The organism is Polynucleobacter sp. MWH-UH25E, from assembly GCF_018687095.1.
Taxonomy (GTDB): Bacteria; Pseudomonadota; Gammaproteobacteria; order Burkholderiales; family Burkholderiaceae; genus Polynucleobacter.
This window is the reverse complement of sequence record NZ_CP061286.1, coordinates 336,947-350,802: the sequence shown is the minus strand read 5'-3', so window position 1 is coordinate 350,802 and position 13,856 is coordinate 336,947. Positions and strand designations below refer to the sequence as shown.

16 protein-coding genes are annotated in these 13,856 nt (G+C 43.7%); 9 read left to right on the top strand and 7 right to left on the bottom strand.

Annotation, left to right across the window (positions count from 1 at the left end):
* Positions 1–6 precede the first annotated feature (6 nt).
* Positions 7–585 (bottom strand): HdeD family acid-resistance protein, encoded by a 579-nt coding sequence (locus ICV39_RS01880; RefSeq protein ID WP_215390221.1) that lies wholly within the window; start codon positions 583–585, stop codon positions 7–9.
* Positions 586–636: 51 nt separating this feature from the next.
* On the bottom strand, positions 637–1,443 hold the full coding sequence (gene pcaD, locus ICV39_RS01875; RefSeq protein WP_215390220.1) for a 3-oxoadipate enol-lactonase: 807 nt from the start codon (positions 1,441–1,443) through the stop codon (positions 637–639).
* A 176-nt stretch (positions 1,444–1,619) separates the two neighbouring features.
* Here pcaD and ICV39_RS01870 point away from each other — a divergent pair, with 176 nt between their 5' ends.
* From ICV39_RS01870 to ICV39_RS01855, 4 genes are all read left to right on the top strand, one after another.
* Positions 1,620–2,606 carry a tripartite tricarboxylate transporter substrate binding protein gene (locus ICV39_RS01870; protein WP_215390219.1) on the top strand — a complete coding sequence of 329 codons (987 nt, stop codon included), beginning with the start codon at positions 1,620–1,622 and terminating at the stop codon, positions 2,604–2,606.
* Between the two features lie 144 nt (positions 2,607–2,750).
* Complete coding sequence (locus ICV39_RS01865; protein WP_215390218.1) at positions 2,751–3,599, top strand: amidohydrolase; 849 nt, start codon at positions 2,751–2,753, stop codon at positions 3,597–3,599.
* Positions 3,600–3,631: 32 nt separating this feature from the next.
* A complete protein-coding gene (locus ICV39_RS01860) occupies positions 3,632–3,856 on the top strand; it encodes a hypothetical protein (RefSeq protein WP_215390217.1) in 225 nt (74 codons plus the stop codon).
* Between the two features lie 24 nt (positions 3,857–3,880).
* Positions 3,881–4,252: a hypothetical protein gene (locus tag ICV39_RS01855; protein ID WP_215390216.1), complete on the top strand. Its 372-nt coding sequence runs from the start codon at positions 3,881–3,883 to the stop codon at positions 4,250–4,252.
* 60 nt (positions 4,253–4,312) lie between these two features.
* On the opposite strand, the gene ICV39_RS01850 is transcribed toward ICV39_RS01855, so the two are convergent.
* From ICV39_RS01850 to ICV39_RS01835, 4 genes are all read right to left on the bottom strand, one after another.
* Positions 4,313–5,134, bottom strand: a complete 822-nt coding sequence (locus ICV39_RS01850; protein ID WP_215390215.1) for a nucleotidyl transferase AbiEii/AbiGii toxin family protein — start codon at positions 5,132–5,134, stop codon at positions 4,313–4,315.
* Positions 5,127–5,609: a helix-turn-helix domain-containing protein gene (locus ICV39_RS01845; protein WP_215390214.1), complete on the bottom strand. Its 483-nt coding sequence runs from the start codon at positions 5,607–5,609 to the stop codon at positions 5,127–5,129. Before ICV39_RS01845 ends, ICV39_RS01850 begins: the two co-directional genes overlap by 8 nt.
* Positions 5,610–5,687: 78 nt before the next feature.
* On the bottom strand, positions 5,688–6,005 hold the full coding sequence (locus ICV39_RS01840) for a hypothetical protein (RefSeq protein ID WP_215390213.1): 318 nt from the start codon (positions 6,003–6,005) through the stop codon (positions 5,688–5,690).
* Between the two features lie 196 nt (positions 6,006–6,201).
* Complete coding sequence (locus tag ICV39_RS01835; protein ID WP_215390212.1) at positions 6,202–7,491, bottom strand: serine hydrolase; 1,290 nt, start codon at positions 7,489–7,491, stop codon at positions 6,202–6,204.
* Between the two features lie 250 nt (positions 7,492–7,741).
* Here ICV39_RS01835 and ICV39_RS01830 point away from each other — a divergent pair, with 250 nt between their 5' ends.
* The 3 genes from ICV39_RS01830 (at position 7,742) to cobA (ending at position 10,988) form a co-directional block, all read left to right on the top strand.
* On the top strand, positions 7,742–9,487 hold the full coding sequence (locus ICV39_RS01830; protein ID WP_215390211.1) for a nitrite/sulfite reductase: 1,746 nt from the start codon (positions 7,742–7,744) through the stop codon (positions 9,485–9,487).
* On the top strand, positions 9,484–10,068 hold the full coding sequence (locus tag ICV39_RS01825) for a DUF934 domain-containing protein (protein WP_251372703.1): 585 nt from the start codon (positions 9,484–9,486) through the stop codon (positions 10,066–10,068). Before ICV39_RS01830 ends, ICV39_RS01825 begins: the two co-directional genes overlap by 4 nt.
* Positions 10,069–10,130: 62 nt before the next feature.
* Positions 10,131–10,988 (top strand): uroporphyrinogen-III C-methyltransferase, encoded by an 858-nt coding sequence (gene cobA, locus ICV39_RS01820; protein ID WP_215390210.1) that lies wholly within the window; start codon positions 10,131–10,133, stop codon positions 10,986–10,988.
* On the opposite strand, the gene ICV39_RS01815 is transcribed toward cobA, so the two are convergent.
* A complete protein-coding gene (locus tag ICV39_RS01815) occupies positions 10,911–11,273 on the bottom strand; it encodes a sirohydrochlorin chelatase (protein ID WP_215390209.1) in 363 nt (120 codons plus the stop codon). The two genes, cobA and ICV39_RS01815, sit on opposite strands and share 78 nt — an antisense overlap.
* 122 nt (positions 11,274–11,395) lie before the next feature.
* On the opposite strand from ICV39_RS01815, the gene ICV39_RS01810 reads away from it, so the two are divergent.
* Together ICV39_RS01810 and ICV39_RS01805 are read left to right on the top strand one after the other, a co-directional pair.
* The gene (locus ICV39_RS01810) at positions 11,396–12,427 is read left to right on the top strand and encodes a calcium:proton antiporter (protein ID WP_215390208.1); all 1,032 of its coding nucleotides are present in this window, start codon (positions 11,396–11,398) and stop codon (positions 12,425–12,427) included.
* A gap of 207 nt (positions 12,428–12,634) precedes the next feature.
* Complete coding sequence (locus ICV39_RS01805; RefSeq protein ID WP_215390207.1) at positions 12,635–13,714, top strand: glycosyltransferase; 1,080 nt, start codon at positions 12,635–12,637, stop codon at positions 13,712–13,714.
* Positions 13,715–13,856 lie beyond the last annotated feature (142 nt).

The following is a 13,856-nucleotide window of genomic DNA, read 5'->3' as shown; positions in this document are numbered from 1 at the left end:
GCTAACTTATTTCGTTAATGACTTGGCGGCAAAGCCCAAGAACAATAATGACCAGCCCTGCAAGAGCAACTCAATCGCAATCAATAGACCAGGCAACCAGAGGCTTGATGATGGGAAGCTATTCATAATCAGCACACCCATCAAGATCGAGATCACTGCCGATAGGGCAAGCCAAAACCACTGGGCAAAATGGCGATGCTGAAATGCAGAAATCAAACGCAAGAAACCGGTGACAAAAAAGATGGCTGCAAGCCATAAAGTAATCGCCTCAAGCGCAGGAATCGGAAATGCCCAAACATAAATTGCGCCAGCCATATACAAAACAGCAAACAACAATTGAACTCTAACGCTTTTCCAGCCCGCAGATTGAAATGCATGGATACCTTGAAGCACACCGCCAGCAAATAAAAAGATGCCCAAAACATTGACAGATACCAATGAGAATAGTGTCTGCCCAGCAATGCCGATCATTCCTAAAATAATGAGCAGGATGCCAATGCCAATCAATGTGCCAGGCACTTTTGCAGCAGCGCCCATGACCTTGCTACGAATTTCATTAATCTGCTCAACAGTTAAATTGGCCATACAAACCCTTTCTTCATAAGAATGTGATGCGCATTACCTGCAATACTTGATTTAGACAACAGAATCTAAAAACTCACGCACCGCTTTATTAAACGCTGCTGGTTGCTCAATATTAGATAAATGCGCTGCGTCTTCAATAATAACCATACGCGAGCCATCAATCAGACGATTGAGCACAATCCCTTGATCCACGGTGCAAGCGGGGTCATGACGTCCTGACAGCACCAAGGTGGGTGCTTTAATCTTGAGGAGCATCGTGCTTTGCGCCATATCTCTTACTGCACTACCGCAGCCAATATAGCCATCCACATTTGTCGCCAAAATCATTTGGCGCACTTTCTCAATATCTCCAGGCGCACGAGCAATAAATGGCGCAGTGAACCAACGGGTAATCGTCCCGTCTACTAAGCCAGTAAGCCCTTGGGTACGCGCAGTCTGAAATCGATCCTCCCACAAACTGCGTGGTGGCATTTCACTAGCGGTATTGCAAAGTGATAGTGACAAGATACGCTCTGGGTATCGAGCGCCTAATTGCTGACCAATCATGCCGCCGATTGATAGACCCATGAAATGAACTTTTTCTATCTTGAGTGCATCTAGTAAACCAATAGCATCATCGGCTAGTTGCGCGATCGAATATGGGCCAGGAACCACAGACGATTTTCCATGCCCTCTTTTATCGTAGCGCAGCACACGAAAATGGTCAGTAAAGGCAGAAAGATTCCAATCCCACATACTGCCATTGGCCATCAAGCTGTTAGCCATCATTAATACAGGGCCATTTTCTGGGCCATCAAATCGGTAAGCTATATCTACACCATTCACTTTGACAGTTTTTGCATCTTGCAACTGCGTCATTTGTCTCCACCTTTTACTTTCAAACACATGCGGCTATATGCCACCTATGCGCATGAGTTTTGTTTTTCTATGTTTTATTTGTCCACTTACAGGACCATGTTAGATTATCTAATGAAATAGTGCAGAACTTATAAAAACAACCATATCTAAGTGATATGAGAAAAATAGGAGACCTTATGAATAATGCATTAAAGGCAGGTAAAGCTCTAGCGCTACTGAGCGCCATTCTCAGTCTGTGCCTTGGAGCTTCACTTGTAAACGCCCAAAACTACCCCAATCGCACAGTCAAAATGATTGTTCCACTAACTACAGGCTCGGGAGCTGACATTGCAGGCCGCGTAGTTGCAAAAAGTCTGACTGAAACTTGGAAGCAACCAGTCATTATTGAAAATCGCCCTGGCGCTGGAGGATTGATCGGAACTGGTGTTGTGGTGAACTCTGAAGCTGATGGCTACACATTACTAGTGCAGTCGGCTTCTTATGCAGCCAATCCTGCTATCTACAAAAAACTACCCTACGATCCACTGAAGAGTTTGATCGATGTTGCTATTCTTGGGCAAACGCCTTATGTCATGGTGACTGCTGCTGATGGCCCATATCAATCGATACGTGATTTGGTGATCGCCGCTAAATCTAAACCTGGTGAAATTACATTTGCTTCAGCTGGTGTCGGCAGCTCCACTCACCTTGCCGCTGAATACTTTAATCAAATGATGGGCATTAAGTTAGTTCACGTGCCTTACAAAGGTTCACCAGAGGCTATTCAGGATACGATGTCTGGACGCACTGCTTTTTATATGGCGCCACTCGATACGGCGATTGGGCAACTCAAGGGTGGCAAAGTTCGCGCATTAGGCGTGACCAGCAAAACCCGTAATGCCGCTGTACCCGATATTCCAAGCATTGTCGAACAAGGCTACCCTAATTTTGAAATCGGGCTTTGGTTTGGCGTTTGGGCGCCTGCGGGCACACCTGCTGCTATCGTGAAAAAGATCAATACCGATATCAACCAAGCGATGCAAGATCCTGAAGTCAAAAACGCTTACGACTCTAAAGGTATTAAAGCAACACCGATGAACCCTGCGGAATTTAGTAAATTTGTACGCGATGAAATGGCGAAGTATCAAAAGATTGCTAAAGACGCCAATATTGAGCCGCAATAATACTCACCCGTACTGATCCTCGCTAAGCCGCACTTATCTAGATTAATCAATAGATGACCCATTACAGCATTGGAATAGTGATTGACTGATTTAAACTCAGCACCGTTGTGTCAAGCCCCTGATCCGGAAATACGATCGCCCAAGATGGTTTTTCCAAAAGGGGCTGTTGATTGTCATGCGCACGTCTGTGGCCCGGCCACAGAGTTTCCTTACGCACAAGAACGTATCTATACACCGCCAGATGCAACTGTAGATGCCTACCGATCCCTATTAGAGATGCTCGATATCGATCGTGCAGTACTCGTGCAACCGAGTGTCTATGGAACTGATAATCGCGCGATACTGGCAGCGTTGAATCAATACCCAAATCAATTTCGGGGTGTTGCCGTTATTGCCAATAATCCTAATCACACCACCGATCAACAATTAGAAAGTCTGCATCAAGCAGGTGTCCGCGGCATCCGTTGCAATATTGTCGATGTTGCCGATCCATCAGCGGGTTTACCCATCGAAAACTTGAGAGCGCTAGCGCAGAAAATTCAACCCTTTGGTTGGCACCTAGAGCTACTCATGCATGTCAATGAGCATCCCGATCTAGCAAAAGTGTTTGAAGATTTTCCGGTTGATCTTGTCTTTGGTCATTTTGGTTATAGCCATGCAAAACATGGTGTGAATGACAAAGGTTTTCAGGGACTACTGACACTTCTCAAAAATGAGCGCGCTTGGGTAAAGATGACTGGGCCCTATCGCATTTGCGATGGCAATTTGCCTTATGCTGATATGCGTCCATTAAACGACGCCGTGATTGCAGCCAATCCTAAGCAGCTGATTTGGGGTAGTGACTGGCCTCACGTGATGGTAAAGAAGCAAATGCCTCACGATGCCGATCTTTGCGACCTCTTTGGCGACTGGGTTACCGATCCCGCTCTAAGAAAAGCTATCCTAGTAGATAACCCCTGTATTCTGTATGACTTTCCAGCACTGAATACCTAGAATTAATATCGATCAGCAATAGAAAGCTTTTTATGAATACCACTATCACTGTCATCCTTGGCATTGTTGCCATGTTGCTTCCATTGTTTATTGGTCGTTTAGTATGGAAACGTTTTGATACCTGGTTTGGCCGCAATGATGAGGTCTATATGAATAGCCTTGACTATTTTCTGAAAAAGATTGGCCTGACTATATTGGTTGCCTTTGTCTTACTGTGGCTCGGCATGAGTCTAGTCTTTAGCGGCAATAGTGCTTAATCAGACTGGGTGCCATCTACCTATATGAACGATCAACTCAAAGCCATCTTCGTAAAAGCGAAACTCAATTTCGCAATTTTGGCGATCATATTATTGATTGCCATCTTAGGTAAATTGACAAATCCGGAACTTAGCAATGCTATTTTCCTGAGTGCAGATCAATTGGTATCCGAGCTCTATCTCGTATTTATTGCCATCACCTTAGGCGCCTTTGTACCCAATTTCAAGTTAGTCGCTTTCGGTTCTGTTGGGGTATTTGTAGCGGCGGTAGCTCTCGTTGAGCTCAATGTTTTCCACTATTTCACTATTGAATACTTGTTCGCAGTACTCATCGTAGTTCTTGGGTTTGCCTCGATCGCTAATCTCTATAGGCACTATCGAGAATATGGGCTGTAAAACTCAATAAACAGTCAAAGATTTTTTGAGAATTCACAAAGATTACGCATATGTAGCGTTTTATTTATCCTTGAGATATTCCAGAATGTGGTCAATACTTTTTAGCTTTTGATCAATAAATTTCTTAAGATCATCGTTACTTGCTGTTTTTAATTTTGCAGCAAGGTTATTTTCTAGAATTTTCATATGATCACGCATCAAATCGTTTAGTTTTTGCCACAACAGAGCCTTTGGGAGGTCTATTTTTAGCATGCGCATACACGTATCAAGCGATTCGTCTTCATTGAGTAGCTTATTAGCAGCCCTATTCAAATCTCGGTGAATGGCATCTCCATAAGCTTGATAGGCTTTTTTTAGCGCAGCATCAAATTCCTGCTTAGTGGGAGATAGCATCACCAAATCAAGAATATCCCTACTGTATACAACTGAGTCATTCCATCGATCTGAATTAGCCAGCAACTTACTTGTCAGTAAATCTAACTTGGTTAATGTTGAAATATTTTCAACATTATTTCTAGGGCTCTGCTCATCGAATACGATGCGACCCTCTAAGACAATTTCAAATTTGACACTCGTATCCCCTGATTGAATCGCCGTGCGAATACCATACTGATCAGCTTTGATCTCGCGCGCTAAAACCAACTTAGCACCCTCTTTGGCAATTGAATAAATACCCGTTGAATCAGTCAATAAATTTCGTAGTTCCCGATAATGCTCTTTATCAGATATCAGAAAATCAATATCAACAGATTCTCTGTATTCATCCTGCAAGAGTGCTATGGCAGTCCCGCCTCCAAAATAGCAATGATGTTCTCTCAATAGATCTCCATTCAATTGCTGGAGGATCCTTCCGATAGCTTGGTGATGTCTACGTCTAAACAAGGATTCGCTCCATTCCTCTTGTATCAATCAATCTTTGCATTAAGATCCTCTCGTGCTCCTCAAGATGTTTCAAATCTAAAAAGCGTTTATTTCGCTCATATATTGACTTCGCTTCAGCGTCAGTTAAATATTCATCATCCTTTAACTGCCAGGACAATGCCTTTAATTGAGGGTAGTCTTTAATGCGTATATGTGGCATTTCAGGATCAGGGAAATCAGTATCTGCAGCTTGTTCAACCCCAGGCAATAAAGTCAAATACAAACCCAATGCTTCGCATACTTGCAAATAAGCGCCAATACTTACTGTTGGCTCGCCCTTTTCAATACGATGCAGTGTCACCCTTGAAATACCAGCAACCTCTGCACAAACTTGAGCACGAACCTTCAAAATCTTTCTTCTAGCGGTAATTTGAGAGCCCAGGCGAGCCAATAATGGCTCGTCTTTGCTTAAAGGTAAGTTCTTTTTTACTGTCATAATGTTTCTTATTATATACAATTTAAATTATTTGTAAATTATAAGAAACATTATTACAAAAAGCTAGTAAAAAGCTCCTTACCACCAAGCCCAATTAGCATCATGCCTGTGTCTGCACTCAAAAACAGGGTCAAAACTTGGGTTATTAAGCCACTTTCTCATTTCCCGGTTATTTCTCGTACGCCTTTGCCGCTCAAATATCTTGCGATACCAGTGTGGTGCGCTACTTCCCATGGTGACTTCTTTATCCGAGTGAAAAATGGCAATTGCTTTTCTTCCGGCTGGCGAATGTTGATCATGACGAACGTTTGGCCTTCCGCTGAAAAATAACTCCCAGTCTTTTAAAACCCATACATATTCATATCTTTGATGTTTACGTCTAATAGTTCGTGACATCACAAATCCTTCTCATTTGTTAATTAGTTACATCACGGTAAGCTCCAGAAATAAATAAGTAAGGTAAAAAATTAGCGCAAGCATTGTTAGTGCTTGCGCTAATTTTAAAGAGGGAGGAAAACCACTCTTTTAAAGTGGCTTGATTTGATTTTTCTTTCTACGCACCACTCACTTGAGAGATGTTTATTTTCAGCGTTTACTTTTCCAATGCGCCATAAATCAAAGCATTCACTTGTTCACGATGCACCTTACGAATCTCTCCGGGTGCAGCCGCCATCATCACAACGACCATTTGCTCCTTAGGATCCACCCAGAAGATAGTGCCATTGGCTCCATTCCATGTGAAATCACCTACATTGCCATTGATTGCTGACAAGCCACGCTCTGTTCTCACGGCAACCCCAAGACCAAAGCCATAACCCACACGTCCAGGTTCGGTGCCGCCCACATTATTTTTAATGTCTTTGTTTAGATGATTGGATGTCATGAAAGCAACAGTCTGTGGGCCGAGCACTCTCTTGCCCTCAATGCTTCCGCCATTGAGAAGCATTTGTCCAAAACGAATGTAGTCGCCTGCAGTTGAGTATGCACATGAACCACCACAATCAAATTTCACCTTTTGTTCGTATATTTCTACTTTTTGTGGCTTGCCAGCCAAAGGATCCATCGGGAGAGGTTGCGCCAATCGCGCACGATCTTTTTCACTAACTTGAAAGCCTGTGTTGGGCATGCCAACTTTGCTCCAAACACGGTCTTGCAACACGCCACCCAGAGGTTTGCCAGCGATCTTTTCTTCAATAATGCCCAGCACATCGATACCGAAACCGTAGTCCCAAACCGTGCCGGGCTCATAGAGCAATGGTGTGCTCGCTAATTTATCGATAAATTCTGCAGAGTTGTATTGAGCGGCTGCGCCAACAGAGCTGGGTGGGAACATTTTATGTACTGGAGTAGCACCGCGCCCGCCATAAGTTAAGCCGTTGGTGTGACGCATTAGATCTTGAATGGTAATTGGGTTTTTAGCCGGCACAGTGGTGAGATTGCCATCAGCATCCACCTTGCCTACCTTCATCTCTTTAAATTGAGGCAACCAATTTGCAATCGGCGCATTAAGTGACAACTTGCCTTCTTCATAAAAGGTGAGCGCCCCAACCGATGCCATTACTTTTGTCATGGACGCTAAATTAAATATCGCATCCGTCGTCATAGGCTTGTTATTGACCTTATCGAGATATCCGTATGGCTTAAAAATGACTAATTTGCCATTTTTGGCTACTGCAAGCACAGCACCAGGCAATTGGTTATTGGCAATTTGATCTGCGAAAAATGCATCGATCTTTTTTAAGCCTTCTTGGCTAAAGCCCTGCCCTGGATTGCTACTTACAGGCAGAGGTGATTTTGAGTTGTCCGCAGCAAGTGAATCGGTAGCACCCACCAATCCCACTGCAAAAGCCAAAGCTAAGCAAATTGCCTTCAATCTGATCATGTTGTCTCCGTTTTTAATATTTACAGTCAGATCACTTTGTCTAAGTTATCTAAGCTATCTAACTTATCCTCATCTTACAGAGAGTTGACCAATGATTGAGGGATGACTAAATAGACTAAGCAATAACCTACTCTTTATTGAAACAGGCTATTAGGAACCTAGCGGGTCAAACTCTATATATCTATAAGTTATATAAAAGAGATTTTTGAGTATTTGAAGGAATATTGAAAATCCTCGACAATCATGCACTATGTATAAATATGACCATATTGATCAAACCCTTGTAAATCAGAGGGTTGCACAATTTCGAGACCAAGTTGCAAGACGCCTAAATGGCACTCTCGCTGAAGAAGAGTTTCGCCCATTACGTTTACAAAACGGCCTGTACCATCAGCGGCACGCTTACATGTTGCGCGTTGCCATCCCCTATGGCTTGTTTAATTCCAAGCAATTGCGCACGATGGCGCTTATCGCTGAGAAATACGATCGCGGCTACGGCCACTTCACTTCCCGTCAAAACATTCAGTACAACTGGGTCACACTAGAAGACACACCAGATATTTTGGCTGAGTTAGCCAAAGTAGAAATGCATGCCATTCAAACTTCAGGTAACTGCATACGCAACATTACAAGCGATGCATTTGCTGGTGTTGCTGCGGATGAATATGTAGACCCTCGTCCCGTTTGCGAATTACTCCGACAATGGTCAACATTACATCCTGAGTTTGCGCATTTGCCACGTAAGTTTAAGTTTGCGATCAACGGTGCTAAAGAAGATCGCACCATCTTGCTTTGCCATGATGTCGGCATTGAACTCAAGAAGAACAAAGATATCAACAATGGCGAACTAACAGCGGATATCTATGCCGGCGGCGGGATGGGTCGTACCCCCATTTTAGGCTCGCTCATCAAACAGAATCTGCCATGGCATCTCTTGCCAAGCTATCTGACTGCGCTACTGCGTGTCTACAACCGCTTTGGTAGACGAGACAACCTCTACAAGGCCCGTATCAAGATTTTGGTAAAGGCTCTAAGCCCCGAAGAGTTTGCTCGCCAAGTTGAAGGTGAGTGGCTACACATTAAAGATGGTGATGACAATTTCACGCAAGCGGAGTGGGATCGTGTAGCGAAGCACTTCACTAAACCTGCTTACAAGAGTCTTCCAGCCCTGACAAATGAGCAAGTACTAAACTTAGCAAACGAGTCCGACAAAGCAACTCAACAATCTTTTGCAAGATGGCTAGAGCGCAATGTAAAACCACATCAAGTTCCTGGCTATGCTAGCGTTATCCTGTCACTCAAGCCTCATGGCACAGTCGCCCCAGGTGATGCCACTACTGCACAAATGTTAGCGATAGCAGATTTAGCAGATCAATATAGCTTTGGTGAATTGCGTGCTACCCATGAGCAAAACTTAGTATTGGCCGATGTGGAGCAATCAAAGTTATTTGAACTCTGGCAAGAAGCTAAAAAACAAAAAGTAGCATTGCCTAATGTGGGCCTACTGACCGACATCATTGCCTGCCCAGGCGGCGACTTCTGCTCACTAGCCAATGCCAAATCATTACCAATCGCCAAAGCCATTCAGGAACGCTTTGACGATTTAGATTACTTATTTGATCTAGGCGATATTAGCCTCAATATTTCAGGTTGCATTAACTCGTGTGGTCACCACCATGTTGGCAATATCGGTGTTTTGGGAGTCGATAAGGATGGTGAAGAATGGTATCAAGTTACTCTGGGTGGTGAGCAAGGCAATGATGCTGCCATTGGCAAAGTCATTGGTCCTTCTTTCTATGCCGATGAAATCCCTGATGTGATGAGCAACATCATCAATACTTATGTTGCACAACGCACCGAGGGTGAATCTTTTATTCAGGCTTACCAACGATTAGGCGTAACACCTTTTAAAGAAGCGGCCTATAAGGATAAAAACGAGAAGGCGAAGAAAAAAGAATTGCCTGAAAATCAAGCGGCGGTAGGAGATGCATCATGAGCAACAATACAAGCTCTATCGATACACATGATCAAATTTTGCATTTTCCGAAAGATGAAAAGCCTTACTTGGCAGCTAATGAGTGGATCATTTGGGGTGGCAGTCAAGATGAAGGTGGTCTACCGGATATTGAACCAGGCCACTCCAGCCTTCGCAAAATACTAGTGCCATTTAGCTGGTGGATTGAACACCATCATGAAGCTGACATTCAAGCAAAGGCAGAAAATGGTCAGATTGCTGTCTGGTTTGCAGCTGATGATGACATTCTGAAACATGCTGACATCATTGAAGAAGGTAAAAAAGTTTGGCCTCTAGTGGCAGCTCACTTTCCTATTTTTAGAGATGGCAGAAGCTTTAGCACGGCAGCCCTTTTACGAGATCGCTTGCAGTGGGCAGGTGAAATCCGCGCAATTGGTGATGTGTTGATTGATCAGCTCTTACAAGGTGCTCGCGTTGGTTTTGATAGCTTTGCATTGCGTCCAGATCAAAACTTAGATGTCGCTCTCAAGCAGTTTGATTTGTTTTCAGTAACAACCCAAAATAGTTGGCGAGGTAAGAGAGCCTCACTGCAAGCTCATTGATATCGATATTGATAAAACAAAGACATAGTCATCAATATCAATACGAACACAAATAAAGCAATATGAATCAGCCACCAAGCAATCTCGGAAAAGTATATTTAGTGGGCGCCGGCCCCGGCGCTGCTGATCTCATTACCGTCCGCGGCGCTAACCTTTTAGCCAAAGCTAACATTGTGTTGCATGATGCTTTAGTCGACCCTGAGATGCTCAATCTTTGCCCACAAGCAGAAAAGGTAGCAGTAGGTAAGCGCTGTGAAAGGCTATCTTCAGCTCAAGCATTTATTAATAAGCGCCTAATTGATGCGGCTCAGAAACACCAAGTGGTTATTCGCCTTAAAGGTGGCGATCCTATGCTATTCGGTAGAGCCGATGAAGAGATCCAAGCATTAAGAGACGCTGGTATCGAAGTTGAAGTAGTGCCTGGCATTACCGCCGCTCTCGCAGGTGCAGCGAGCTTACAGCAGTCACTGACCCTGAGAGGCTTATCGAGAAGTGTTGCCTTCGTAACATTGGCACAAGCAGCTTCAGAAAGCTCAACGAACACTAGCAATAGTAGCCATCAAGAACCCCTGAAACCGATCAGCAATCCTAGCGCTGATACTATGGTGTATTACATGGGCCGCAAAGATGCCGCCCGAATCGCAAACCAACTGATAGCGCAAAATCCTCACTTCAACAAGACTACACCAGTGCATATACTTGAAGCAGTCAGCACTAAACGAGAGCGTTTGTGGAGTAGTACCTTAGGTGAGTTAGCGAATGGCAAAGCAGATCAATGGTTTGATAGCAGCTCACCAGCGCTGATTATGATTGGTGAAGCCTTAAGAGATAAAGACGATCAATCAGAGAGCTCGAGTCCCGAAATCAATGATGGCTTGAAGAACACCCAAGTCCTCACCAACAGCAGGCGTAGCGCTTAAAGCAATCGCTGGAAATTTTTTCTGGCAATCTTCGAGCAGCAGGGGGAAATCATTGCGCAAATGACCACCCTGTCCAAAAAAGACGGGGATAACCGTAATTTTGCTAGCGCCTTTACTTGCTAAGTTAGTTACAGCATCCTCAAGAGAGGGTTGCATCATTTCTAAAAAGGCTAACTCAGCCATCACATCTGGATAATCAGACTTCCATAAACCAAGCAAACGATCAAAAGGCTCGCGCCAACGAATATCACGCGCACCGTGGCCAAAGAGGATAATTGCTTTCATGAGATAAATTGTAGTTCGGTCATGCAATCATTGCATAATCTAGATGAAATCTTGATAAACATTGATTTAATAGCAATTAAAGTGTCTCAATAATATTTAGCTAATAGCCAGCGCACATAAATATGATCGATACCCTCCACCATTTAGCCAGCCAGACTTGGTTTATTGTCATTATGGCAATTGCATTAATCGGAGGCGTGCTCTCTGCCGTTCACCATGCAGAGGTGATTGCCCATAAAACGGGTGAGCCCTATGGCGCTCTAGTGCTAGCGATTAGCGTCACGATTATTGAAGTATCGTTGATCATTTCGATGATGCTCTCGGGTCATGATGGCTCGCAATTTATTGCACGTGATGCAGTCTTCGCCACTGTCATGATTGTGCTCAATGGGGTCATTGGTCTCTGCATATTCGTGGGTGGTCTACATCACCATGAAATGAATTTTCGTAATGAAGGCATGAACTCTGCTTTAGCGGTACTTACAGCATTAGCCACCTTTATTTTGGTCATGCCGATTGTGACTACGAGCACGCCGGGTCCAGACTTTACTAAGAGCCAGTTAGCCTTTGCGGGCATTGCCTCGTTTGTTTTGTATGCTGCCTTTCTGTTTTTTCAGACAGTTACCCATCGTGATTACTACTTACCTAAAGCCGCCAATCAAAAGAAAGATAACAATATTCACGCCGAGAAACCCAGCAACATCAAAACAGGCATCAGCGTAGTCTTACTTATTATTTCTTTGGTGGTAGTAGTTGGCCTTGCTGAATTACTCAGCCCAGCAATTGAAGCTGGAGTCAAGGCGGCTGGTGCGCCCAAGACGATTGTGGGCATAGCAATTGCGATGCTGGTGTTATTACCCGAAGGGTATGCGGCAGTCAGAGCAGCCAAAGCCAATCGCCTGCAAAGTAGCTTGAACTTAGCCCTAGGATCAGCGTTAGCGAGTATCGGACTTTCTATTCCAACGATTGCGGCGATAGCAATTTATTTCCAGCTTCCTCTAAGTCTAGGTATTAGTAGCCTGAATATGACCCTAATGTACCTAACCTTCTTTATTGGAGGTTTGACACTGGCAATTGGTAGAACCACCCTACTGCAAGGAGTAGTGCACCTCATTATCTTCTTTGAGTACTTGTTCTTAAGTTTGGTGCCCTAGTAAACTTCAATGGGGCTGGCAAATCTCGATAAGACTGAAAGAGGTATTGAGATTCTCAGTCTGTGAACTGTAAGTGCCAATTAACTCCCACAATAGCTCATCAAGGCTTAGAGACCCCAAGACTTTGAGGGCTTGATTGAGAATTAATTCATCAAAAAAAGTGATTTTTATACAATTTTTGATCTTAATAAATTCTATAATTGTTAAATGTCAAGCCTGATTCTCGCCTTCTTTACATCATTTATTGTGACTGTGCTGATTATTCGCACTCAAAAGCTTCATGAAAGCTTAAGTGGCGACTCAGATTTAAGTGGTCCACAAAAATTCCACTCACAGATTGTTCCTAGAGTGGGTGGTGTCGGCATTGCCCTAGCACTTGTAGTGGGCACTCTGTTTCATTCATCTGGAATATTCGAGACAAAGCAAGAATGGCTACTATTGGTATCGGCTATTCCGGTTTTTTTCATTGGTATCGTGGAAGATATCAGCAAAAAAGTCAGTGTGCGAATGCGCCTAATTTTTACTGCAATTGGCGCCCTCATTTTTATCCTACTACTGGATGCCAATATTAACCGCTTAGATATTATGGGCATTGACCATCTCATGGCAATGTCAGTCATTTCAATTCTCTTTACGGTCTTTGCCATTACTGGACTTGCTAATGCGTACAACATCATTGATGGCTTTAATGGTTTATCCAGTATGGTTGGCATGATTACCTTAGTGGGTCTTGGTTATATGGGCATGCAGATGAATGATCCCTTAATCACCTTCTTAAGCTTTACGATGATCAGTGCAATCTTGGGATTTTTTATCTGGAACTACCCTAGAGGCTTAATCTTCTTGGGCGATGGGGGCGCCTATCTCATTGGTTTTTGGGTGGCCTCAATCACCGTCCTCATAGTGAGCCGGCACCCTGAGATCTCGCCTTGGTTTGCCGTCATGATCAATGCTTATCCCATTTTAGAAACGCTCTTTACGATCTATCGCAGAAAGTTTCACCAAGGCAAGAGCCCAGGACACCCTGACGGCATTCATTTTCACTCTCTGATTTTTAGAAGAATTCTCAACTCAACGCAGATCCATAATGAGGCGGAATGGTTTAGCGCCAATGCTAAGACATCGCCCTATCTCTGGGTGCTGAGTACTCTGGCAGTGATTCCGGCAATTTTGTTTTGGAAATCGACCGCAATTTTGCTCGGATTTTTATTGATTTTTACTATAAGTTATATTTGGCTTTACAAGAGCATTGTCAACTTTAAAACACCCAAGTGGTTACACCTTTAGAAAGGGTCAAGCCAGGAAAATGTTCAAATTGAAGTGCTTGAATCTTATTTGAAGACCATCAGCACACGCAATATCTGCCATATAAAAAAGATCACTACTAAACAAGCGACAACTGCTAAGCTTAGTTCAATTCGAAATACTT